This is a genomic window from Mycolicibacterium sichuanense (assembly GCF_033741125.1).
GTDB lineage: Bacteria > Actinomycetota > Actinomycetes > Mycobacteriales > Mycobacteriaceae > Mycobacterium.
On the sequence record NZ_JAWQPU010000001.1, the window covers coordinates 1,131,117 to 1,154,339 of the forward strand.

Annotated in this window: 24 protein-coding genes; 14 read left to right on the forward strand and 10 right to left on the reverse strand. The window is 67.2% G+C overall.

What is annotated here, in order from left to right; all coding sequences use genetic code 11:
* Positions 1–43: 43 nt before the first annotated feature.
* Both SBI80_RS05510 and SBI80_RS05515 read left to right on the forward strand, forming a co-directional pair.
* Entirely contained in the window at positions 44–1,300 is a 1,257-nt protein-coding gene (locus tag SBI80_RS05510; protein WP_318973381.1) for a hypothetical protein, read from the forward strand.
* Between the two features lie 5 nt (positions 1,301–1,305).
* The gene (locus SBI80_RS05515) at positions 1,306–2,520 is read left to right on the forward strand and encodes a lipase family protein (protein WP_318973382.1); all 1,215 of its coding nucleotides are present in this window, start codon (positions 1,306–1,308) and stop codon (positions 2,518–2,520) included.
* On the opposite strand, the gene SBI80_RS05520 is transcribed toward SBI80_RS05515, so the two are convergent.
* Positions 2,511–3,608, reverse strand: coding sequence for a DNA polymerase IV (locus SBI80_RS05520; RefSeq protein WP_318973383.1), 1,098 nt, complete (start codon positions 3,606–3,608; stop codon positions 2,511–2,513). The two genes, SBI80_RS05515 and SBI80_RS05520, sit on opposite strands and share 10 nt — an antisense overlap.
* An 18-nt stretch (positions 3,609–3,626) precedes the next feature.
* A complete protein-coding gene (locus SBI80_RS05525; RefSeq protein WP_318973384.1) occupies positions 3,627–4,235 on the reverse strand; it encodes a TetR/AcrR family transcriptional regulator in 609 nt (202 codons plus the stop codon).
* Between the two features lie 93 nt (positions 4,236–4,328).
* Here SBI80_RS05525 and SBI80_RS05530 point away from each other — a divergent pair, with 93 nt between their 5' ends.
* The 4 genes from SBI80_RS05530 to nrdE all read left to right on the forward strand — a co-directional run bounded on the left by SBI80_RS05530 (position 4,329) and on the right by nrdE (position 8,248).
* Positions 4,329–4,871, forward strand: coding sequence for an NADPH-dependent FMN reductase (locus SBI80_RS05530; protein ID WP_318973385.1), 543 nt, complete (start codon positions 4,329–4,331; stop codon positions 4,869–4,871).
* 493 nt (positions 4,872–5,364) lie between these two features.
* The gene (locus SBI80_RS05535) at positions 5,365–5,607 is read left to right on the forward strand and encodes a redoxin NrdH (protein ID WP_318973386.1); all 243 of its coding nucleotides are present in this window, start codon (positions 5,365–5,367) and stop codon (positions 5,605–5,607) included.
* A 44-nt stretch (positions 5,608–5,651) separates the two neighbouring features.
* Complete coding sequence (gene nrdI, locus SBI80_RS05540) at positions 5,652–6,113, forward strand: class Ib ribonucleoside-diphosphate reductase assembly flavoprotein NrdI (RefSeq protein WP_318973387.1); 462 nt, start codon at positions 5,652–5,654, stop codon at positions 6,111–6,113.
* Positions 6,083–8,248 carry a class 1b ribonucleoside-diphosphate reductase subunit alpha gene (nrdE, locus tag SBI80_RS05545; RefSeq protein WP_318973388.1) on the forward strand — a complete coding sequence of 722 codons (2,166 nt, stop codon included), beginning with the start codon at positions 6,083–6,085 and terminating at the stop codon, positions 8,246–8,248. The genes nrdI and nrdE overlap by 31 nt, the downstream gene beginning before the upstream one ends.
* 90 nt (positions 8,249–8,338) lie before the next feature.
* Here the strand turns inward: nrdE and SBI80_RS05550 are convergent, their stop codons facing one another.
* Positions 8,339–8,725, reverse strand: a complete 387-nt coding sequence (locus tag SBI80_RS05550) for a DUF5997 family protein (protein ID WP_318973389.1) — start codon at positions 8,723–8,725, stop codon at positions 8,339–8,341.
* Between the two features lie 28 nt (positions 8,726–8,753).
* On the opposite strand from SBI80_RS05550, the gene SBI80_RS05555 reads away from it, so the two are divergent.
* Both SBI80_RS05555 and SBI80_RS05560 read left to right on the forward strand, forming a co-directional pair.
* Positions 8,754–9,482 carry a LysR family substrate-binding domain-containing protein gene (locus SBI80_RS05555; RefSeq protein WP_318973390.1) on the forward strand — a complete coding sequence of 243 codons (729 nt, stop codon included), beginning with the start codon at positions 8,754–8,756 and terminating at the stop codon, positions 9,480–9,482.
* A 118-nt stretch (positions 9,483–9,600) separates the two neighbouring features.
* Positions 9,601–10,434 (forward strand): GNAT family N-acetyltransferase, encoded by an 834-nt coding sequence (locus tag SBI80_RS05560; RefSeq protein WP_318973391.1) that lies wholly within the window; start codon positions 9,601–9,603, stop codon positions 10,432–10,434.
* Here the strand turns inward: SBI80_RS05560 and SBI80_RS05565 are convergent.
* Positions 10,424–10,681 (reverse strand): hypothetical protein, encoded by a 258-nt coding sequence (locus SBI80_RS05565; RefSeq protein WP_318973392.1) that lies wholly within the window; start codon positions 10,679–10,681, stop codon positions 10,424–10,426. The two genes, SBI80_RS05560 and SBI80_RS05565, sit on opposite strands and share 11 nt — an antisense overlap.
* A 247-nt stretch (positions 10,682–10,928) precedes the next feature.
* The gene (locus SBI80_RS05570) at positions 10,929–12,113 is read right to left on the reverse strand and encodes an NAD(P)/FAD-dependent oxidoreductase (RefSeq protein WP_318973393.1); all 1,185 of its coding nucleotides are present in this window, start codon (positions 12,111–12,113) and stop codon (positions 10,929–10,931) included.
* A gap of 166 nt (positions 12,114–12,279) precedes the next feature.
* On the opposite strand from SBI80_RS05570, the gene SBI80_RS05575 reads away from it, so the two are divergent.
* The 3 genes from SBI80_RS05575 (at position 12,280) to nrdF (ending at position 15,646) form a co-directional block, all read left to right on the forward strand.
* Entirely contained in the window at positions 12,280–13,020 is a 741-nt protein-coding gene (locus tag SBI80_RS05575) for a TetR/AcrR family transcriptional regulator (RefSeq protein ID WP_318973394.1), read from the forward strand.
* A gap of 35 nt (positions 13,021–13,055) precedes the next feature.
* A complete protein-coding gene (locus tag SBI80_RS05580) occupies positions 13,056–14,561 on the forward strand; it encodes a flavin-containing monooxygenase (RefSeq protein WP_318973395.1) in 1,506 nt (501 codons plus the stop codon).
* A gap of 122 nt (positions 14,562–14,683) precedes the next feature.
* Positions 14,684–15,646, forward strand: coding sequence for a class 1b ribonucleoside-diphosphate reductase subunit beta (nrdF, locus tag SBI80_RS05585; RefSeq protein WP_413232633.1), 963 nt, complete (start codon positions 14,684–14,686; stop codon positions 15,644–15,646).
* A 1-nt stretch (position 15,647) separates the two neighbouring features.
* Here the strand turns inward: nrdF and speB are convergent, their stop codons facing one another.
* Both speB and SBI80_RS05595 read right to left on the reverse strand, forming a co-directional pair.
* Positions 15,648–16,607 carry an agmatinase gene (gene speB, locus SBI80_RS05590; protein WP_318973709.1) on the reverse strand — a complete coding sequence of 320 codons (960 nt, stop codon included), beginning with the start codon at positions 16,605–16,607 and terminating at the stop codon, positions 15,648–15,650.
* Between the two features lie 44 nt (positions 16,608–16,651).
* Positions 16,652–17,272 (reverse strand): TetR/AcrR family transcriptional regulator, encoded by a 621-nt coding sequence (locus tag SBI80_RS05595; RefSeq protein ID WP_318973397.1) that lies wholly within the window; start codon positions 17,270–17,272, stop codon positions 16,652–16,654.
* A gap of 72 nt (positions 17,273–17,344) precedes the next feature.
* Here SBI80_RS05595 and SBI80_RS05600 point away from each other — a divergent pair, with 72 nt between their 5' ends.
* On the forward strand, positions 17,345–18,445 hold the full coding sequence (locus tag SBI80_RS05600; RefSeq protein ID WP_318973398.1) for an FAD-dependent monooxygenase: 1,101 nt from the start codon (positions 17,345–17,347) through the stop codon (positions 18,443–18,445).
* An 87-nt stretch (positions 18,446–18,532) separates the two neighbouring features.
* Positions 18,533–18,817, forward strand: a complete 285-nt coding sequence (locus SBI80_RS05605) for a hypothetical protein (RefSeq protein ID WP_318973399.1) — start codon at positions 18,533–18,535, stop codon at positions 18,815–18,817.
* 4 nt (positions 18,818–18,821) lie between these two features.
* Here SBI80_RS05605 and SBI80_RS05610 read toward each other — a convergent pair whose 3' ends face one another.
* From SBI80_RS05610 to SBI80_RS05620, 3 genes are all read right to left on the reverse strand, one after another.
* On the reverse strand, positions 18,822–20,423 hold the full coding sequence (locus SBI80_RS05610; protein WP_318973400.1) for an APC family permease: 1,602 nt from the start codon (positions 20,421–20,423) through the stop codon (positions 18,822–18,824).
* Positions 20,424–20,640: 217 nt separating this feature from the next.
* Positions 20,641–21,690, reverse strand: coding sequence for an NAD(P)-dependent alcohol dehydrogenase (locus SBI80_RS05615; RefSeq protein WP_318973401.1), 1,050 nt, complete (start codon positions 21,688–21,690; stop codon positions 20,641–20,643).
* 146 nt (positions 21,691–21,836) lie between these two features.
* Positions 21,837–22,112: a YciI family protein gene (locus tag SBI80_RS05620; protein WP_318973402.1), complete on the reverse strand. Its 276-nt coding sequence runs from the start codon at positions 22,110–22,112 to the stop codon at positions 21,837–21,839.
* Between the two features lie 187 nt (positions 22,113–22,299).
* Between SBI80_RS05620 and SBI80_RS05625 the strand changes: the two genes are divergently transcribed.
* Positions 22,300–23,214, forward strand: coding sequence for an urea amidolyase associated protein UAAP1 (locus SBI80_RS05625; protein ID WP_318973403.1), 915 nt, complete (start codon positions 22,300–22,302; stop codon positions 23,212–23,214).
* The last annotated feature ends 9 nt before the right edge of the window (positions 23,215–23,223 follow it).

The following is a 23,223-nucleotide window of genomic DNA, read 5'->3' on the forward strand; positions in this document are numbered from 1 at the left end:
CTCTCGCGCAACGAGTTACACGGTCAGTTGCGGGACGCCGTCGATGCCTCGCACTAGGTCGGGGGTGCGGTACCGCTCCACCGCGCTGGACCGCGCTCTCGCGCCCGCACGGACCGTGGCGACCGTCGGCCCGATCGAGGGATTGTCCGCGGACCGCCTCGGGACGATCCTCGACGCCGTCGCGCGGTGTTCGCCGGCGCCGCGTTCGACGCTGATACCCGAAGGGGGCCGGCGTCGGTGGGACTACGACACGACGACCTCCGACCACGTGGTGACGTCTCGTCCGGATCTCGACACCGACGATCAAGCCGCTCTGGTGACCGCCGTGCGCAATCGGCCCGGGCCGCGTCGTCCGCTCGAGGTGATCGTCTGCGGTGACCACCTGGTGCTCGACTATTCGCACGGCGTGGGCGACGGACAGCTGGGGATCCTGGGATTGGCGATCCTCGCCGGCGGCGACGAGTCGCGGGCCCCGATCCTTGCGGCGGGTCTACCGTCGACCGCGGTGTGGACCGCCGCGTGGCGGCACTATCGATCCAGGCCGTCGGCCTTGGCGGACGTCGTGCGATTGCGCAAGCAGCACAAGCAGTTCGACGTCGGCGGGGACGGCGAACCACTGCGCCGCATCGACCACTGGCAGTCGGCGAAGTGCAGTGTCGGCGCGTACCTCGATGCGTCCCGGGTCGAGGATCTGCGTGCCTGGACCAAGCGGTGCCGGCCGGGCGCGACCACGGCATCGGTGACGGTGGCCCTCTGGATGGCGGCGTTGCGGGCCGAGGGGGTCCGCATCGACGACCGGGTGATGATCCTGATCAACTGTCGGCGCTACCTCGGCGACGCATACCGCACCGCCCAGGGCAACTTCGCCGTGGGGATCCCAATCGTCATGCCGCCCTCTGGATCCCCCGAGGACATCGCCCGGCTGACCCGCCGGGTGATCGACTCGGGGTGGCCGCTGGCGATCCTGGGGATGGCCGAGCTGACGTCTGCCCTGCACCGTCCCCAGGCATCGGAGGCCACCGACGTGGTGGACGTTCCCGACCGTCTCAGATTGGCCGTCAGCGACCTCGGCAGGCTCACCGCGTTCGACGGGGTCACGTGGAAACCCGGCCGCCCACCGCAATTCTCGGCGTATCTCGAGCCCGACGGCCCAGATGCCCTCACGCTGCTGGCCGACGACCTCTCGGGCGGACGTACCTTCACGGCCTCGTTCTGCAGTGAGATGATCGCGCCGTCGGTCGTGTCCGGAGCACTGCAGCGCATGTGTGCCGATCCCATCGGCCTCCTCACCGAGAGGTGAGCTCGATGATCCGCCCGTCGACCCTGCGATGGGGGCGTGCCGTGTGCCACGTCATGCTGGCCGCCGTGATGCTGGCGGCCGTGATGCTGGCGGCGACGGCGTGCGGGCCGCCTCGTCGCGACGCGTCCGCCGTAGCGGGTGGTGACGGCGCGCCCGGTCGACTGTTGGCCGCGCCCGCGGACTTTCGCGGTTACCCGGTGCTGCAGGAAATGGTTCAGACGTCGGTGCGGATTCTGTACCGGTCGACGTCGGGGGTCGACGGTTCCCGCACCGCCGTCTCCGGCACCGTCTTCGTCCCGAACGGACGTCCTCCCGCCGGTGGCTGGCCCGTCGCCGCCATCGGTCACCCGACGAGCGGACTGAGTTCACCGTGCGCACCTTCGGCCTATCCCGGTCTGATGGGCAACCTCACCTCGATCATTCCCTTCCTGGAGCTCGGTTTCGTCGTCGTGCTGCCGGACTATCAGGGTCTGGGCACGCCGGGGCGTCACGCGTATTTGGATTCGACGACGGAGGCGTACAACGTGATCGACGCGGTGCGCGCTGCACGCGAAGTGGTCTCCGCGGCGTCCGACGCGTGGATCTCCTACGGGGTATCGCAAGGCGGACAAGCAGTGTGGGCGGCCAACGAGCTGGCGGCCGACTACGGCCGCGGGCTGCGGTTGGAGGGGTCGATCAGCATTGCGGCGCCGACCGACCTGCGTCCCCTGGTCGACGAGATGGTCGCCGGGACCCTGACGACACCGCAGAAGGTGTTGCTCCCGATGCTGCTGAGGGGGCTGCAGGTCCTCCATCCCGAATTGCGCCTCGCGGACTATCTGCACGGAACGATGCTGAGCCGGATAGACGTCTTCCTGTCGTGCGCCGGCGAGCAGGAGGGCTTGAAGTCCATGGTGGCCGATGCGGCTCCACCGTCGGAGACCACGCCGATCGATGCGGCCGCGGCGGACCGGTTGCGCGGCTGGCTGGGCCGGTCCGCGCTGCCGCAGCGTCCCGCCTCCGCGCCCATGCTGGTGGCCTACGGCGACGCCGACCAGGTGGTGCTCCCGGCGTGGACTCGGGAGGGGGTGCGCCGCGCGTGCGCGATCGGTGACGTGATCGACCTTCAGGTGGCTCCGGGCCAGGGACACGGCATGCTGGACCTCGGCACGACACCCGTGACGTGGGTCAAGGACCGGTTGGCGGGGGTGCCCCCGCCGAACACCTGCCCTCAGCCCTGACCCGTGGCGCGGGCGTCGGGCCGCCGTGGCGTCGGCTCCGCGGGCGCATTCAGCTCCAGCCGCACCCCCAGCAGGCGCACCGGCCGGTCCAGTTCGAACCGGTCGAGCACCTCCAGTGCCGTCTCGACGATGGCGTCACCGTCGACGGTGGGGGCGGCGAGCTTGCGGATCTTGGTCCTGGTGAAGAAGGTGCTGGTGCGAACCGTGACGGCGACGCGCACGACGGTGCGTCCCTGCGCGACGACTTCGTCGAGCGTGGTTCGGGCAAGTCTGGTCACCGCGGCGGCCATCTCGTCACGGTCGGTCATGTCCTTGGGAAAGGTGACGACGTGGCTGCGCGAGCGTGGCACCCACGGCTGCGCGCTCACCGTGGCGTCGCCGCCACCCTTGGCCAGGAGCAGGATCCACAACCCCGTGGTCGGTCCGAACGTCGCGGTGAGCACCTCGGCGTCGGTGGCAGCCAGGTCGCCGACCGTCGTGATACCCAGTGCCGCAAGTCGTTTGGTGGTCTTGGGCCCCACGCCCCAGAGTGCGTCGACGCCGCGGTCGCCCATCACGGCCATCCAGTTCTCGTCGGTGAGCTGGTACACCCCCCGGCCCTCGGCTCCCGCTGCGCTGCGCGACGGCTTGCCAAGGCCCGTCGCCACCTTGGCCCGCTGCTTGTTGTCGCTGACGCCCACCGAGCAGGACAGTCCGGTCTGGGCCTCGACGAGGTCGCGGATGCGCTGGGCAAGGGCGAGGGGATCGGCGACCTCGGCACCGAGATAGGCCTCGTCCCAACCCCACACCTCGAGGGGGTGGCCGAGGTCCCGCAGCAGGCCCATCACCTCCTCGGACGCCTCGTCGTATGCGGCGGGGTCCGACGGCAGGAACGTGGCGTCCGGACACTTGCGGACGGCCGCCCGCAGCGGCATCCCAGCCCGCACCCCGAAGGCCCGCGCCTCGTAGGACGCACACGTCACCACCTTGCGCGGTTCGGTCGGGTCACCGTTGCCACCGACGATGACCGGGAGACCGATGAGTTCGGGACGCCGCCGCAGTTCGACCGAGGCGAGGAACTGGTCGAGGTCGACGTGCAGGACCCACATGGTCCTAGCCGCGCTTCCTCATCGGCCGCACAGCTTGCGCGCCAAGCCCTCCCACGCCGCACCCTGCTCGTCGAGGCTGCGCCCCAGATCTTCGACCTGATGGGTGACGTAGTCGGCGTCGAGCAACGCCAGCAGCGCCTCGGTCTGCGCGTCGAGATCGCCGGTCGTGCCCGCAAACTCCAGCAGCATCCGGACGTGGCTGCGGTGCAGTGTCGCGGGCGCGTTGAACCGGGTCTGCGGGTCGCGGCCGGCGTCGGAGAGCAGCACCCGGTGATCCCAGGTGAACCGCAGTCGTTCGCGGCCGTAGGCGAGGAGCCGCTCCAGGGGCGGCGCGCCGGGTCCCAGCGGCGGCGGACCGAACATGAACGCTTGCTGTTCGACCTTCTCGTCCTCGTCGAGCAGTACGATCATCAGCCCGGCGCGGCTGCCGAAGCGGCGGAACAGTGTGCCCTTGCCAACGCCTGCCGCCGCCGCGACGTCGTCCATCGTCACCGTGTCGGCGCCGCGCTCGGCGATCAGCCGGCGCGCCGCGGCCAGCAGCAGGGCCCGGTTGCGGGCGGCGTCACCGCGCTCGGTCGGGCCGGAGTCGGTGACCGGCAAGGCGGCCAACTCGTCACCGATGCTCATCTCTGCACCCTAGCGCAGTGGAAATGAATCGGACCGCAGTCCGGTTAAGCTATGGGAGGATCACGACAATCGATCGAAGGGAAGCCAAGGGACATGGCGGACGTGAAGATACTGGTACTGGTGGGCAGTCTGCGGGCGGGCTCGCTGAATCGGCAGCTGGCCGAGGCGGCCACCGAATCGGCCCCGGCCGGGGTATCGCTGCAGCTGTTCGACCGGTTGGGCGAGCTGCCGTTCTACGACGAGGACGTCGACGGCGACGAAGTGGCCGAGTCGGTGCAGGCGCTGCGCCTGGCCGCCGCCGAGGCGGACGCCGCACTCGTCGTCACGCCGGAGTACAACGGCAGCATTCCCGGAGTGCTGAAGAACGCGATCGACTGGTTGTCGCGGCCCTACGGTGACGGTGCGCTCAAGGGCAAGCCGATGGTGGTCATCGGCACCGCGCTGGGGCAGTACGGCGGGGTGTGGGCGCACGACGAGACGCGCAAGTCGTTCGGCATCGCGGGCGCTCGGGTGATCGAGGACGTCAAGCTCTCGGTGCCGGCCGCCACGTTCGACGGCAAGCACCCTCGCGAGAATGCGGACGTGGTCCAGCAGCTCCGCGAGGCGGTCGGCAAGCTGGTCGCCGAGGTCGGCTGAGCCCACTCGACACCGGGCCGCCGGCGAGCTCCCAAGGGGGTTCGCCGGCGGCTTCGACGCATGAAGGCCGCTCGACCGTGTTGCGGCTTTGCTCCGTCGAGTACGCGACACGGCGCCTCGCGGTACGTCGGCTGGCGCACCGAAGCGCGGCGCTGGCCAGGGGAAAGCCAGGTCGTCGCGATCTGGAGGCTGTGAATGACACGCCGGAAATCACCCGACACACCGCAACTACCAGGCGAAATTTCATTTGTGTGATTAAGTCCATCTTGTATGTGCTCTACTAGTCGGACACAACATCTAGTGCCAAGCGGGAAGCGTCACCGGCTCGATCCGTGACTCGTTCGAACGCTCCAACCGGGAAGCCATGCCTCCGGTAAAGCGTTGAGCAGGGTAACGAACGAGCCAAGAAGGAAGCTTGTCGGTGCCGTGCGAGAGGCTTGTGTAGGAAACACCACGAATGCTTGATCAATGTTTCGCTGAGGGGAGCCCATCGATGACCGTCACCGTCTACACCAAGCCTGCTTGCGTCCAGTGCAATGCCACCTACAAGGCCCTCGACAAGCAAGGGGTCGCCTACGACGTCGTCGACATCACCGAGGTCCCCGAGGCGCGTGACTACGTCATGGCGCTGGGCTACCTGCAGGCCCCCGTCGTGGTTGCGGGCAGCGAGCACTGGTCGGGCTTCCGCCCCGATCGCATCAAGTCGCTGTCCGGCGCGGTCGCCGTCACGGCCTGACGCCCACGACGGGCCGCCGACGAGACGAGAGGAGAAACCGCGAGATGACCGACACGTCGCCGACGGGTTCTCTCGTCTACTTCTCCAGCGTCTCGGAGAACACCCATCGCTTCGTCACCAAGCTCGGGCTGCCCGCCACCCGGATTCCGCTGCACGGGCGCATCCAGGTCACGGAGCCCTACGTGCTGGTGCTTCCCACCTACGGCGGCGGACACGCCAACGGGCCCGATCCAGACGCCGGGGGCTACGTCCCCAAGCAGGTGATCGCGTTCCTCAACGACGAGCACAACCGGTCGTTGATCCGCGGTGTGATCGCCGCGGGCAACACCAACTTCGGCGCCGAATTCGGCTACGCCGGTGACGTCGTCTCACGCAAGTGCGGCGTCCCCTACCTCTATCGCTTCGAACTCATGGGCACCACGGACGACGTCTTCGCCGTCCGCGCGGGGCTCGACGACTTCTGGAAGGACCAGACGTGTCACCAACCGTCACTGCAGAACCTTTGACCACCGGAGTGCACGCGCTCCCGGGGGAGACGGACTACCACGCGCTCAACGCGATGCTCAACCTGTACGACAAAGACGGCAAGATCCAGTTCGACAAGGACCGGGAAGCCGCCAACCAGTACTTCCTGCAGCACGTCAATCAGAACACGGTCTTCTTCCACAATCAGGACGAGAAGCTCGACTACCTGGTGCAGAAGGAGTACTACGAGCGCGAGGTGCTCGACCAGTACTCACGCAACTTCGTCAAGTCGCTGCTCGACCGGGCCTATGCCAAGAAGTTCCGCTTCCCGACGTTCCTCGGTGCCTTCAAGTACTACACCTCCTACACGCTGAAGACCTTCGACGGGAAGCGCTATCTCGAGCGCTTCGAGGACCGCGTCGTCATGGTGTCGCTCACCCTGGCCGCCGGTGACACCATGCTGGCCGAGAAGCTCGTCGACGAGATCATCGACGGTCGGTTCCAGCCGGCCACCCCGACGTTCCTCAACTCGGGCAAGAAGCAGCGCGGCGAGCCCGTCAGCTGCTTCCTGCTGCGCATCGAGGACAACATGGAGTCGATCGGACGCTCCATCAACTCGGCGCTGCAGCTGTCCAAGCGCGGTGGCGGAGTCGCCTTGCTGCTGAGCAACATTCGCGAACACGGCGCGCCGATCAAGAACATCGAGAACCAGAGCTCCGGCGTCATCCCCATCATGAAGTTGCTGGAGGACTCGTTCTCCTACGCCAACCAGTTGGGCGCCCGCCAGGGTGCCGGCGCGGTGTACCTGCACGCGCACCACCCCGACATCTACCGGTTCCTCGACACCAAGCGCGAGAACGCCGACGAGAAGATCCGCATCAAGACGCTGTCCCTCGGCGTGGTCATCCCGGACATCACCTTCGAGCTGGCCAAGAAGAACGAGGACATGTACCTGTTCTCGCCTTACGACGTCGAGCGCGTGTACGGCGTGCCGTTCGCCGACGTCTCGGTGACCGAGAAGTACTACGAGATGGTCGACGACGCCCGGATCCGCAAGACGAAGATCAAGGCGCGCGAGTTCTTCCAGACCCTGGCCGAGCTGCAGTTCGAGTCGGGCTACCCGTACATCATGTACGAGGACACCGTGAACCGGGCCAACCCGATCGAGGGCAAGATCACCCACAGCAACCTGTGCTCGGAGATCCTGCAGGTGTCGACGCCGTCGCTGTTCAACGAGGACCTGAGCTACGCCAAGGTGGGCAAGGACATCTCGTGCAACCTCGGTTCGCTGAACATCGCCAAGGCGATGGACTCGCCGGACTTCGCGCAGACCATCGAGGTGTCGATCCGGGCGCTGACCGCGGTCAGTGACCAGACCCACATCTGGTCGGTGCCATCGATCGAGCAGGGCAACAACGACTCTCACGCCATCGGCCTCGGCCAGATGAACTTGCACGGGTACCTGGCGCGCGAGCGCATCCTCTACGGCTCCGAAGAGGGCGTCGACTTCACCAACATGTACTTCTACACGGTGCTCCACCACGCGCTGCGGGCCAGCAACCGCATCGCGATCGAGCGGGGCAAGGCCTTCGGCGGCTTCGAGCGCTCGAAGTACGCCTCTGGCGAGTTCTTCGACAAGTACACCGAGCAGACGTGGGAGCCGGCCACCGAGCGGGTGCGTGAGTTGTTCGCCGATGCGGGCATTCGCATTCCGACGCAAGAGGATTGGCTGCGGCTCAAGGAGTCGGTGCAACAGCACGGCATCTACAACCAGAACCTGCAGGCCGTCCCGCCGACGGGGTCGATCAGCTACATCAACCACTCGACCAGCTCGATCCACCCGGTCGCCAGCAAGATCGAGATCCGCAAGGAAGGCAAGATCGGTCGCGTCTACTACCCGGCGCCGTACCTGACCAACGACAACCTGGAGTACTACCAGGACGCGTACGAGATCGGCTACGAGAAGATCATCGACACCTATGCCGCGGCCACCCAGCACGTGGACCAGGGACTGAGCCTGACGCTGTTCTTCAAGGACACCGCCACCACGCGCGACGTGAACAAGGCCCAGATCTACGCGTGGCGCAAGGGCATCAAGACGCTGTACTACATCCGGCTGCGCCAGATGGCGTTGGAGGGCACCGAGGTCGAGGGTTGCGTCAGCTGCATGCTGTAGGCGTTCTCGGCCGCACTCGAATGTGAACGTGGCGACGCATCTCGCGAGGGATGCGTCGTCATCTTCACGCCGGAGGCCAGAAGGGGGAGCTCAGCTCTCGCGAGCCCGATCCGCATGCAGCGTCTTCAACCGGCGCTCCTCGCGCAGCACGCCCTGATAGCTCTCGCGTTCGGCGACCAGCCATTCGGGCTTGTCCTCGAGCAGCTGATTGATCTGCTCGGTGGTCAGCGCCTCGGTGACACCGCCGCGCGCGAGGCCGGCAATCGAGACGCCGAGCTTGGCCGCCACCAGGTTCTTCGGGTGTGGCCCGTTCTTGCGGAGGTCCTCGAGCCACTGCGGCGGGTCGGCCTGCAACGCGGCCAGCTCGGCGCGGGTGATCGCATTCTCCTGAAACTCCGCCGGCGTCGCCGGCAGGTACACGTCCAGTTTCCTGGCCGCCGTGGCGGGTTTCATGGACTGCGCGTTCGGCCTGCTCATGGGATGAGCGTATCGGTAGCCTGAGGCAGTGGCTTCATCCTCGCTGCCCTCGCTCTCAGTGGGATACGTCCCCGGGGTGACCCCGGCGAAGTGGGCAAGGACCTGGGCGCAGCGCCATCCCGAGGTTCCGTTGCAACTGCAGACCGTCGCCGCGGCGGAGGCGGCCGACGCCGTGCGGGCCGGCACCGTCGACGTGGCGCTGCTGCGGCCGTCGGCCGACGCGGACGGGCTGGCCGTCATCCCGCTCTACGACGAGACCACGGTGGTGGTGGTGCCGACCGATCACCTGTTCGGTGCCGCCGACGCGATCACCGCCGCCGATCTGGACGGCGAACCGATCCTGACCCCACTCGACGACGTCGTCGCCTGGGCCGCCGTGCCCGGTGTCCCAGTCGAGCACCGCCCCGAGACCACGGCCGACGCAATGGAACTCGTCGCGGCGGGAATGGGTGCGCTGGTCGTCCCGCAGTCGCTGGCCCGGCTGCATCACCGAAGGGACCTCACCTACCGGCCGATCACAGACGCGCCAACCTGCCCGGTGGCGCTCGCCGCCGCGGCGGGCCAACAGCCGCCGCTGATCGAGGAGTTCATCGGCATCGTGCGCGGCCGCAAACCCAGCTCGTCGCGAGGGCGGGCCGAGCCGGCACCCAAGCGCACCGCGCGGGAGAAGACCCTCGCCAAGCAGGCCGCCCGCATCGCGGCGGGAAAGGTCGCCAGCAAGCCGGGCCGGGCAGGGCGCGGCCGACGCCGAGGGTGAATCCTGCGACGGCGCACCGGCATTCTGCGTCGCCACGTTCACACTCGCTGGCCGAGACGGCTTTCGCGGCCGATTAAATCAGTGGAGATTCGCCTCGCGGTGGCTCACTCTCGAAGGCGTGAACGTTCAGCTGTACTCCTCACCGGACGGCTTCGGTCCGGCGGCGCGCTGGGTCTACCGCAGAGACCCCGTGCGGTACACGACTGAGCTCACCACGCTGCGAACGGCGTCATGGCCGGCCGAGAACGTCCTACTGTCGATCGTCGACTGCGACGGCACCGTGGGTGCGGCGCTGCAGATGCGTGCCGGCGTCCTGCTGGTCAACGGGCTCCCGCCCACCCTGGCCAAGGAGGCGGCGGCCGCGTTGGCCACGGTGCGCCCCGAGCTGCCCGCAGTGCGCGGAACGCCGGACACCGCAACGGGTTTCAGTCAGGCATGGGTCGAAGTCGCCGGCGTGACCGCGACACCGTCGTTCGCCGACACGCTGTACCGGCTCGGTGAGCTCACCGAGGCCAGGGGTGTCGTCGGCGCACCACGTGCCGCCAGTGACGCGGACGCCGAGCTGCTCGTCGAGTGGCTGGACGGATTCTTCGTCGAGGCCTTCGGTTCGGTCTCGGACCCGCAGGCCTGCAGGGGAGTGCTGACTGACATCGCCACGGCCGGTGGACAGGTGGTGCTGTGGACCGTCGACGGTGAGCCCGTCGCGATGGCTCGGGTCCACGGCTGCCTGCTGGGGATGTCGCGGATCGGTCCGGTGTACACCCCGCCGGCGCACCGAGGCCACGGTTACGGTGCTGCGGTCACCGCCGAGGCGGTGCGGCATGCGCAGCGGACCGGCGCGCGGGACGTCGTCCTGTTCGCCGACGTCGAGAACCCGGTGTCGAACGGGATCTATCGGCGGCTGGGTTTCGTGCCCGTGGCCGAGAACGTGCAGTTCGCGTTCACGGCGTGACGGTGGCGGCGGTGGGGGAGCCGCCGCTACCGCTCACGGCGCTGGTGATGGGAGCGTCCGGGCCGTGGGCGGGCCACATCACGGCGGCGGCCGCGATGCCGAGCGTCACCACGACGGGCCGGACGATGAGCGCGAACGTGTCGACGTAGGTCGTCCAGGCGATCCCTTGCCGCACCACCAACGCGTTGCGCAGCGTTGGCGCGGTCCACGATCCGGCCCATGGTCGGTACGAGGTCATCGACGTCATCTGAACTCCCGGTTCGCCGCGCGAGAATGCCTCGGTGCACTCATTTCACTTCGGTAACACTGGGGTACAGAGGTCACAGGAATGACACGGACCGGTCAAGGTTGAGAACGACGGCGTTTTCTTACCGTTGCCTCAAGGGGGCCGATGCGACACTTCGCGGTTTCGATCTTGATCTGAGACGACCGTGCGGTCCCCTCCGCACCCACGAGGGGCGCCGAGGGGACCGCACGGGTCGAACGCGGGTCGGCTACTTCACCCGGTGCTGCGGGCCCTGCTCCTTCTTGTAGAGCGCCTTGAGCATCCGGTCGCGGAAGAACGCGTTGTCGATGAGCTTGATGCCGTTGTTCGCGACGGCCGGGATGCCGGCGAGCTTGTGGAAGTAGCGGCCGCGCCGGTACTCCTTGCCCCAAGCGGCCTCCATGCGCAGCGCATAGTTGGTGAAGTCGTCGGGTCCGCCGTTGGTCAGCGCGGCGATCGCGCATTCGCCTGCGGCCAAACCTGATTCGAGTGCCTTGGAGATACCAGCGCCCGAGGCAGGCTTGCCCGCGCCGAGCGAGTCGCCGGTGAACAACACGCCGGGACGCCACGGCGGCCACGCGGTGAAGCCCATCGGCAACCGCCAGGCCCGCACCAGCTTGTCCTTCTTGAGCTCCTCGATCGGCGGCAGCTCCCACTCGGGCGGCAGCGTCCGCATGAACTCGCCCATGAACTGGGTGGCGTTGATCTGCTGCCAATTCTTGTAGCTGTTGACGTAACCCAGGCCGATGTTGATGCGGCCGCCGCCGAACGGAAAGACCCACGCATAGCCCGGCAGCTGGTCACCCTTGAACTTCAGGTTCAGGTAGATGTCGAGCGAGTCGGAGTCCGGCTTGTTGGCCGGCATCTCCGCGCGGATCGCGATAGCCGAGTAGCCGTTGTACTCCGAGTCGATCTTCAGTGCCCGCTTGATCGGGGAGTAGGCGCCGTCCGCCGCGATGACGGCATCGCCGTACACCTTCTCGCCGCTCTTGAGGACGACGCCGACGACGCGACCGCTCGCGTCGAGCTCGGGGCCCGTCACCTCGCAGGACTGCCGGATCTCGGCACCGGCTGCCTCGGCGTGCTTGAGCAGCAGGGTGTCGAGCTGCGGGCGCGGGGCGACGTAACCGTGATTCGGCATCCCCGGGCGGGTCGGGAACGATAGCTCCCACTGAGATGGGCTGAAGACCGTCACCCGGTTGACCCGGTGGAACTTGTCCACCTCCTCGGCCAGGCCCATCTTCTGCAGATAGCTGACGGCGCGGGCCGTCAGGCCGTCACCGCACGGCTTGTCGCGGGGGAACTCGGCCTTGTCCAGGACGACCACCTTGGCGCCGGTTTGCGCTGCCTGCCACGCCGCGGCGGCGCCCGATGGCCCTCCTCCGGCGATGACTAGGTCGTATCGCTGCGTCATGAGTCTCGTCTCGTCTAGCGGGATGTATTCGCAGCGATCGTACCCGGGGTGAGCCGGCCAGATCGCCCCGACGGCGGTGACCGAAGGCTGACTCCCGCGGGCGCCCCGCCGGCCGGTCCGGCGCGGTCTTGGCAGGTCAACGCCGCTCAGCCGGTACAGTGAGTCCGTGCGCAGACCGTCCCGACCCTCTCCTGGGGCCCAACCCGGGGTCAAGGTCGACGCCCGTAGCGAACGTTGGCGGGAACATCGCAAGAAGGTCCGCGCCGAGATCGTCGATGCCGCGTTCCGAGCCATCGACAAGCTGGGACCCGAGCTGTCGCTGCGCGAGATCGCCGAAGAGGCGGGGACCGCCAAGCCCAAGATCTACCGGCACTTCACCGACAAGTCGGACCTGTTCCAGGCGATCGGCGAGCGGTTGCGGGACATGTTGTGGGCAGCCATCTTTCCGTCCATCAACATCTCCACCGACCCCGCCCGCGAGGTGATCCGGCGCAGCGTCGAGCAATACGTCCGGCTGGTCGACGAGCACCCCAACGTGTGCCGATTCCTGATTCAGGGCCGCTTCGCCGAGCAGAGCGAGTCGACGATGCGGGCCCTCAACGAGGGCCGTGACATCACGCTGGCGATGGCAGCGATGTTCAACGACGAGCTCCGCGAGATGGAATTGGACGGCGCGGCCATCGAGCTGGCGGCGTTCACGACGTTCGGTTCCGCGGCCGCCGCCACGGAGTGGTGGTTGGGCCCAAGCACCGACAGCACCCGGCGGATGCCGCCGGAGGATTTCATGGTGCACATGACCACGATCATGCTGAGTTCGATCTACGGCACCTGCGAGCTGCTCGGCATCAAGATCGATCCGGACCTCCCGCTGCACGAGGGCGTCCGGCGTCGCGAGTCGGTCGCCTAAATACGGTACCGGCGTTCCCAGGTACTGTTGGCGGCATGACCATTGCCGAGCAGGCCGGCGAGGCCGCAGTTCGCCAGACCCCGATCCGTACCCGTGCCGTCATCATCGGCACCGGGTTCTCCGGCCTCGGCATGGGCATCGCCCTGCAGAAGCAGGGGGTCGACTTCGTCATCCTGGAGAAGGCCGACGAGATCGGTGGCACCTGGCGCGACAACACCTACCCCGGGTGCGCCTGCGACATTCCATCGCACATGTATTCGTTCTCCTTCGAGCCCAAGCCCGACTGGACCCACATGTGGTCGCTGCAGCCGGAGATCCTCGACTACCTCAAGGGCGTGACCGACAAGTACGGACTGCGCCGCTACGTGCACTTCGGCTCGCACGTCGACCGGGCGCACTGGGACGACGCCGAAATGCGCTGGCACGTGTTCACCACCGCGGGCCAGGAGTACGTGGCCCAGTTCCTGATCTCCGGGGCCGGCGCACTGCACATCCCGCTGGTGCCCGACATCGAGGGGCGCGACGACTTCGCCGGAGTGGCCTTCCACTCCGCACAGTGGGATCACACCGTCGACCTCACCGGCAAGCGCGTCGCCGTCATCGGTACCGGAGCCAGCGCCATTCAGCTGGTGCCCGCGATCGTCGACGACGTGGCCGAGCTGCAGGTCTACCAGCGCACGCCTCCGTGGGTGATGCCGCGTCCCAACAACGCCCTGCCCGAATGGGTCCGCACGGTCTTCACCGACGTGCCGGGCGCGCGGGCACTGGCACGGGTGGCGATCTATTGGCTGCACGAGGTGGTGGGCTTCGGCATGACCAAGCAGCCGTGGCTACTCAGAGTCGGTGCGTGGCTTGGCAAGTGGAACATTCGGCGGTCGGTCCAGGACAAGGCCTTGCGGCGCAAGCTGACTCCGGACTACCGCGCGGGCTGCAAGCGAATCCTCAACTCCGACACGTACTACCGCGGCATCGCCAATCCCAAGACCCAGGTCATCACCGAACGCATCACCAGGATCACGCGGGACGGCATCGAGACGTCGGACGGCGCCGAGCACCCGGTCGACGTGCTGGTGTTCGCTACCGGTTTCCACGTCACCGACTCGTACTCCTACGTCGACATCAAGGGCCCCGGCGGCGAGGACCTGGTAGACCGGTGGACTCGCGACGGCGTCGAGGCCCACCGCGGCGTCGCCGTCGCCGACATGCCGAACCTGTTCTTCCTCCTGGGGCCCAATACGGGGCTCGGCCACAACTCGGTGGTGTTCATGATCGAGGCGCAGATCCGCTACGTCGCGCAGGCGATCGCGGCGGTCGATGCGACGGGCGCTCAGGCTGCGGCGCCGACCCGGGCCGCGCAGGACGAGTTCAACGCTCAGCTGCAGGGCGAGCTGGCCAAGACGGTGTGGAATACCGGAGGTTGCCGGAGCTGGTACATGGACGCCAAGGGCGTCAACCGGACCCTGTGGAGCGGCATGACCTGGCAGTACTGGCTGGCGACCCGTCGGTTCAAGCGATCCGAGTACCGGTTCAGCCGCCGCTGAGCGTGTCGCGACGCGACACGCCAACACAAGTGGTTGTGTTGCGGTCCGTTGTCGGACCCCAGTTGTAGTGTCGTGACAGCTACTCACCACGTTTTGAATTGGGGTCCAAGGTGTCCGATGGAATGAAGCTGATCGACCGCGTCTCGGCCATCAACTGGAACCGCGTTCACGACGAGAAGGATGCGGAGGTGTGGGACCGCCTGACCGGCAACTTCTGGTTGCCGGAGAAGGTGCCGGTGTCCAACGACATCCCGTCGTGGGGCACGCTGAACGCCCACGAGAAGCAGCTGACCATGCGCGTGTTCACGGGTCTGACGCTGCTGGACACCATCCAGGGCACCGTCGGCGCCGTGAGCCTGATCCCCGATGCGCTCACCCCCCACGAGGAAGCGGTGTACACCAACATCGCGTTCATGGAGTCGGTGCACGCCAAGAGCTACAGCAACATCTTCTCAACGCTGTGTTCGACGGTGGAGATCGACGAGGCCTTCCGCTGGTCGGAGGAGAACGTCAACCTCCAGCGCAAGGCCGAGATCGTGATGAATTTCTACAAGGGTGATGACCCGCTCAAGCGCAAGGTGGCCTCCACGCTGCTGGAGAGCTTCCTGTTCTACTCCGGCTTCTACCTGCCGATGTACTGGAGCAGCCGCGCGAAGCTGACCAACACCGCCGACATGATCCGGTTGATCATCCGCGACGAGGCCGTGCACGGGTACTACATCGGCTACAAGTTCCAGAAGGGGCTGGCCCAGGCCGACGAGGCGCGCAAGACCGAGCTCAAGGACTACACCTACGAGCTGCTCTTCGAGCTCTACGACAACGAGGTCGAGTACACCCAGGACCTCTACGACGGGGTGGGGCTCACCGAGGACGTCAAGAAGTTCCTGCGGTACAACGCCAACAAGGCGCTGATGAACCTCGGCTACGAGGCGTTGTTCCCCAAGGACGAGACCGACGTCAACCCGGCGATCCTGTCGGCGCTGTCGCCCAACGCCGACGAGAACCACGACTTCTTCTCCGGCTCCGGGTCGAGCTACGTCATCGGCAAGGCCGTCAACACCACCGACGAGGACTGGGACTTCTAGTTCAACCGTTGACGACCAGCAGGCCGAGCAGGTCGTAGACCACCGTTGCTGCGGCGAGACAGGTGATCTCGGCGTGGTCGTAGGCGGGCGCCACCTCGACGACGTCGGCGCCGACGACGTTGAGCCCGGTCAACGACCGCAGCATGCGCAGGAGTTCGCGGGCAGTGAGCCCACCCGACTCGGGAGTTCCCGTTCCGGGGGCGAAGGCCGGGTCCAGGACGTCGATGTCGACCGACAGGTAGACGGGCACGTCGCCGACGCGCCGACGAACGACGTCGACGGCCGCCGGGATGCCCATCACGTCGAGGTCGCCGGCCCGGATGATCCGGAAGCCCATGCGGGCGTCGTCGTCGAGGTCCATCCGGTCATAGATCGGCCCGCGGATGCCGACGTGGATGGAATGGTCCTCGACCAGCAGGCCCTCCTCGAAGGCGCGCCGGAAGATGGTGCCGTGGGTGACCGGCGCCTTGAAGTAGGTGTCCCAGGTGTCCAGGTGAGCGTCGAAGTGCACCAATGCAATTGGTCCGTGGACCGCATGCAGGGCCCGCAGATTCGGCAGCGCGATGGTGTGGTCGCCGCCGATCGAGACCAGCTTGCGTCGGCCGTCGCCGACGAGCTCCGCGACGCGATCCTGGATCTGGGTGCACGCCTCCGCGATGTCGTACGGCGTCACCGCGACGTCACCGGCGTCGACGATCTGGACCTCTTGCACGGGGGCCACGCCCAACTCGACGTGAAAGCCGGGCCTCAGCGCCCGAGCGGCCTGACGGACGCCGAGGGGGCCGGAGCGAGCGCCGGGCCGATACGACGTCCCACCGTCGAACGGCACGCCGAGGATCGCGATGTCGAAGTCGCTCACCTCGTGGATGTCGGCGATCCGGGCGAACGTGCCCTTTCCGGCATAGCGCGGCACCTCGGTGGACGGGGTCGCTCCGATGATCGTGTCGTCGGTGCCGGGCATGGCGGCCTCTCGCTGGGTGGACGATTCCTCGTCGAGTATGACGATCAACTCGTCGATGCGCCGGGCCGGTACTTCTCCAGCAGCGGCAGGAAGATCAGGTCGACGATCTCCAGGATCGCCTCGTCGGGAACCGGCCTGAGCGTCATCATGACCTCGTACCGAAAGAGGTCGACGGCCACGCTCGCGACGCGATCCGGGATGCCCTCGGACTCCAGCTCGCCACGGTCGATGGCCCGGTGGATCACGACCATCAGTTGCCCGTTGCGGCCGCCCTGGATCTCGGCGCCGAGGTTCGCGAGGCTGGAGCCCGTGTCCCGGTAGAAGTCGCCGAGGCGGGTGAGCAGCTGGGTTGCCAGGCGCACGCGTTTGCGATTGGCCTGTCGAAGAAGCTCGATCATGTCGGTGCGCAGGCTGCCCGTATCCGGCGTCCGCACGGGGTCCTTCGTGACCGCTCGCGTCAGCGCGGCGTGCACCAGTTGCGGCTTGCTGGGCCAGCGTCGGTACAGCACGGCGCGACTGGTGCCCGAGCGAACGGCAACGGCGTCGATGGTGAAGTCGTCGTAACCACGTTCGGAGAGCTCCGACCACGCGGCGTCGAGGATCGCCTCCTCGAGCGCGGCGCCACGTCGGCGCCGGGGCACGCCATCACCCACCTTAAGAGACATTGTGTTTCCTAATCGTTGACTCTATGGTCTATTGGGTACAGACCGTATCTTAACTACGAAGGGAGATCGCCGATGCGCATCCTCGTGTCCGGCGCCGGAATCGCCGGGCTCAGTGCCGGAATCACGCTCGGCGCCGCGGGTCACGACGTGACTCTGGCGGAGCGCGCCTCGCACCTGCGGGTGAACGGTTCACCGATCGACATCCGAGGCGACGCGGTTCACATCGCCTCCAAGATGGGTCTGCTCGACGCGATCCACGAGCATCGCGTCGACATGTCCGACCGCGTGTGCTTCGTCGACGAGCACGGTGAGGTGGTGGCCGAGTTGCCGTCCGCCGAGATCGGCGACTCGACCGACGACGTCGAAATTCCGCGGGAAGACCTCACGTGCATCCTGCGTAGCGCCCTGCCGGGGTCGGCGATGCTGACGTTCGACGCGTCCATCGCCGAGCTACATGACGACGGCGACGGCGTCGACGTCACGTTTGCGTCTGGCGCGCGGGATCGCTTCGATCTGGTGGTCGGGGCCGACGGCATGCACTCGACCGTGCGGGGGCTGGCCTTCGGGCCCGAGCGTGAGTTCCTGCGGCACCTCGGGTTCTACGTCGCCATCACCGAACTGCCGGACTACGACGGTGCCAACGGGCCCAATCCGATGTTCAGTATCCCCGGCCGCACGATCGGCGTCGCCACCTATCGCGATGAGGCGTTGGGACTGTTCATGTTTCGGTCGCCGTGGCTGGACTACGACTATCACGATCTCGATCAGCAGAAGGCGATCCTCACCGAGGCCTATGCCGGCCATGACGAGTGGCGGATCCCGGAACTGATCGCGTCGGCGCGCCGCGATCCCGAGTTGTACTTCGATTCGGTCAGCCAGATCCTGATGCCGCAATGGCACCGGGGCCGGGTCGTCCTGGTCGGCGATGCCGCATACTGCGCATCCGGCCTGTCCGGCCGGGGGACCAGCCTGGCCCTCACCGGCACCTGGTTGCTGGCCGAGGCGATGCAACGTCATGCCGGTGATCTGCCGCAGGCGTTCGCCGTGTACGAGCGTCACCAGCGCCCCCGCGTGATGCGGGCGCAAGCCACCGCCGGCCCCGGTGGTGATCTCTTGGTACCACCCACCCAGGACGCCATCGACGCGCGCAACCGGCGTTTGCAACGGGTCTGACGCAGGCGGGTCGAGTGCCGTGGTGGCCGCGGCCGACGTCGAGGCGCATGCTGGTATCGGGGAGCAAGCCGGCATTTAGGAGGACCGATGGCGCGTCGAGTCAGGAGTCGCATCGCCGCGATGTTGGCCGCGTCGGTCCTGACCGCCCTCGCCACGGCGCCGAGTGCGAGTGCGGACGGCGCCGACGCAGTCATCGCCGAGCTGAAGGCCCAGGGTTACACCGTTGCGCTCAACTGGCCTAGCGGGTACGACACCGTGCCCCTGTGGGCGTGCACCGTGACCAATGTGCACAACCCCGACAGCTCGCCCCAGCCTCCGGCGGCGACCACCCTCTACGTCGACGTGTACTGCCCGAACCATCAGGACGACTGAGGGATCAGGCGTCGCTGCGCTCGTGCGCATCCTCCATGACCGTCCTGCCGATCTCCGCGTAGATCTCGGGCTTGGCCGTGCGCAGCCACACCGCGTACACCAGCCCAATCAGGAACACCGCCAGAATCATGTACGGCGCCACCTTGAACACGTCGGACTTCGCGGCCAATCCAGCGGCGAACTCCCGGTTGTCCCACAGCAGCCACACCACGTACAGCATCGCCAGGCCACCGATCGCCGGGCAGATCAGCGTGGTGATCACGTTGCCGCGATGGGTCTTCTTGACCCAGAAGAACCAGATCACCGCCGCCGAGCAAATGGCCTGCACCAAGAGGATCGCCGCGGTGCCGATCAGCGCCAGCAGGCCGTAGACGTTGACGTAGGGCACCAGGGCCGGGGTGTCGACGGGCGCACCGCCATTGGCGTCGGGCACCTGGACCGCGGTGAAGAACGCGAAGGCCAACACGATGATCAGCGTGATGACGCTCTGCACCGTCGAGGCGATGTAGGGCGAACCGTGCGTGGGATGCGTGCCACCGAGGGTGTTCTTGACCTTGTCCGACGGCACCTCACGGCCCAGTGCGTACAGGTAGCGCGACGCCGCGTTGTGGAAGGCCAGCGCGCAGGCGAACGAGCCAATCACCAAGAGTCCCTTGTAGACGTCGAGCAGGACGCCGCCGAGGTTGCTCGACACCAGGTTGAAGAACAGGTCCAGTGGAGAGGCGCTGATCGATGCCTCCACCGAGGCCTTTGCGCCGTTGCCGGCGATCACCATTGCCGAGATGAACGTGTAGAACAGACCCAATCCGACGACCGCGATGATGGTCGCCCGCGGGATGATCTTCTTGGGGTTGCGCGACTCCTCGCCGTAGACGGCGGTGGTCTCGAAGCCGACCCATGACCAGAAGGCGAAGAACAGGCCGATGGCCATCGAACCCGCGGCGGCGGCCGTGCCGAAGGCGCCCGCAGGCAGACCCTCGAAGGCGTTGTTCAGCAACACCGTCTGGTCGAGCATCAGGCCGTCGGGGCCGCCGCCGGAGAAGATCACCGAGAACGCGAGTGCTAGCAGGATGAGCACCTCGGCGGTCAGCGTGACCCCGAGGATGGCGGCGGTCAGGCTGATGTCGAAGTAGCAGAGCACGGCGATGGCGACGATCGCGACGACGGCGATCGCCAGCCAGGGGACGTCGACGCCGAAGATGGTGTTGAGCGCGTCGTTGGCGAAGTAGGCGCATCCGCCAATCAGCGATCCCTCGAACACCACGTAGGCGAACGTGGCGAGCATGCCGCTGGCCATTCCCCAGGTCTGGCCGAGGCCGTGCGAGATGAAGCCGTAGAACGCGCCGGTCGTGGTGATGTGGCGCGCCATGGCCACGTACCCGAGGGCGAACAGGGTCAGGATGATCGTCGCGAAGAGGAAGCCGGCCGGCGCCCCCAGTCCGTTGCCAAATCCAACGGCGATGGGGACGTTGCCCGTCATCGCCGTGATCGGGGCGGCGTTTGCGATGGCCATGAAGATGACCGCGACGATGCCGATGGACCCCTTCTTCAGTCCATTGGCCCGCGCGGATGACTTGTCGTCGGTTGTTGCGGATTCGGCACTCACGAGGGCCTCCCAGCTTCGGATTCAGGCATGAACGAGACCCGCGACGATGCGGGTCCGTTCCAGAGCGTCGCACCCGCACCCGCTTCCGACAACTCGAACGGAGAACTTGGGGTCCGGAGGAATCCGGTTCGACCGAGCCGGCCAAGGCGGCACCAATGACCAGGCCGAAAACGCAAGACGGCCCAGACCCGTGCGGGTCTGGGCCGTTGCGTCTTTGCTACAGCGTCGAAGTGTCGATCACGAAGCGGTAGCGTACGTCGCTGGCGAGCACGCGCTCGTAGGCCTCGTTGACGTAGTCGGCCGAGATGACCTCGATCTCGGCGGCGATGTCGTGCTCAGCACAGAAGTCCAGCATCTCCTGGGTCTCCGGGATGCCGCCGATCATCGAACCGGCCAGGCTGCGACGCTGCGCGCCGAGCGGGAAGAACGGCACCTCCATCGGCTTCTCGGGCGCGCCGACCTCGACGAGCGTGCCGTCGGTCTTCAGCAAACCCATGTAGGCGGCGAGGTCGAGATTGGCCGAGACGGTGTTGACGATGAGGTCGAACGTGCCGGCCAGTTTCTTGAACGTGTCGGGGTCGCTGGTGGCGTAGTACTCGTCGGCACCGAGGCGCAGGCCGTCCTCCATCTTCTTGAGCGACTGGCTGAGCACCGTCACCTCGGCGCCCATGGCGTGGGCGATCTTGACGCCCATGTGGCCGAGGCCGCCGAGGCCGATGATGGCGACCTTCTTGCCCGGGCCCGCGCCCCAGTGGTGCAGCGGGGAGAACAGCGTGATGCCGGCGCACAGCAGCGGGGCGGCCTGGTCGAGCGGGATGCTGTCGGGAATGCGCAGCACGTAGTTCTCGTCGACGACGATCGCCTGGCTGTAGCCGCCGTAGGTGGGGGTGCCGTCCTTGCCGGTGGCGTTGTAGGTGCCGACCATGCCGCCCTTGCCCGTGCAGTACTGCTGCAGACCGGCCTTGCAGTTGTCGCACTCACGGCAGGAGTCGACGAAGCAACCAACGCCGACGTGATCGCCGACCTTGTACTTGGTGACCTCGGAGCCGACCTCGGTGACGACACCGGCGATCTCGTGGCCTGCGACGACGGGGTAGTTCGGCTCGCCCCACTCCGCCTTGACGGTGTGGATGTCGGAGTGACAGATGCCGGCGAACTTGATGTCGAATGCGACGTCGTGCGGGCCAACGTCCCGGCGTTCGATGGTGGTCTTGGTCAGTGGTGCGGTGGCCGACGTGGCGGCGATGGCGGAAACGGTCTTGGTCATCTTTTGGTCGTACCCTCTTGGTCGTCTCGTCATGCGGGACCTCGCTCACAGTGGGCGAGGCGGAGATCTGGGCGCGCCATTGCGCCCCCGGGCAATCGCAACCCGGTTGAGCGCCAGATTAGTCCCGTCTGCCGTCGGAGGCCTGGTCAGAGACCGGGTGCGCGACGGCCGGCGGTGAACCCGACGCGCTCGTAGCGCACCAGGCCCTGCACGGTGTAGGGGTCGCGGGCGATGACGTCCTCGGCCTCGGCGGTGGCCAGGTCCGAGGTGATCAGGACACCCCCGTCCGCCGACTCCAGGCGGCCGGTCAGGATCAGGCGCCCGGCGGCGACCTCCTCCTCGAGCCACTCCAGGTGGGCGGGCCTGGCCCGATCGATCGCGTCGGCGGGCCGTACGTAGGTCAGGGTCAGGATGTGGAACACGCGACGACCGTATCGGGTGGGGTGTGACACTGGCGCGTCGTCGTATCTGTCATGTGACAGAAATACGCATCACGCGTTGTTAACGAGCGACCTGCGATCCGTTACGTGGCGGCAACCACCTCCCGGGCGGCAGCGCGAAAACTATCGGGTGACAGAAAAGGGCCAGCGACAGAAACGAGTAGGCGCAATGCGTGCCGCAAGCCCGGGGGTTTCCGTGACGAGCGATGTATCCAAGGCCGAGTCATCCAGCGACGACCGGTCGACGACGGCCACCACCGCGGGGGCCAAGGCCCACGCGCGAGCGCAGCACGGCCGGACCGCCGACTTCATGCGTCACGTGCCCGCCTCGAGCAGTCCGACGGCTCCCGAGGGAATCCCGGCGGGGAACTTGATCTGGTCGGAAACCGTTGCACCGGGCGGCTATACGACCGCGGTCCTGGCTCGCGGCAGTCGGATCCGGCTCACCGACGTCGACGGCGAAGCCTGCGCGCACCTGCTCGTCCACCGCGCCGACGCCCCCCACGAGCGCCTCAACGTCGCCGACACGGTCAAGGTTCCGTGGCAGGCCTACCTGACGACCGGGCATCCGCTGCTCAGTGGGTTCGGGCGGGTGTTGGCCACCGTCGTCGCGGACACCTCGGGCGCGCACGATGCGCTCACCGGCACCACCACGCTGGCGGGCAACGAGAAGCGTTACGGGTCAGGCGCTCCCGAGTCACCGTCACCGGCGGGTCGCGAGTTGCTGTTGCTCGCGGCGCTCAAGCATGGCCTCGGCCCGCGGGACCTGCCCCCCTCGGTGTCGTTCTTCAAGGGCGTGGCGGTCGACGCCGAGGGCGCGTTCACCTGGCAGGGTTCGGCGGGGCCGGGTGCCACCGTCGACCTGCTACTGCACGTCGACGCGATCGTCTCGCTCGCCAACACCGCCCATCCGCTGGACCCGCGGCCCGCGTTCACCTGCTCCCCGCTGCGGGTGCACGCCTGGGGGGCCGCCGACGAACTGGATTCGCTGGCCGCCGGTGAACTGGTCGGTCCGCTGCGGCCGGAACATCACCAGGCCATCGCCAACACCGACGCCGACCTGATTGCCAGAGGAGTGCTGTGAATGCCCCTG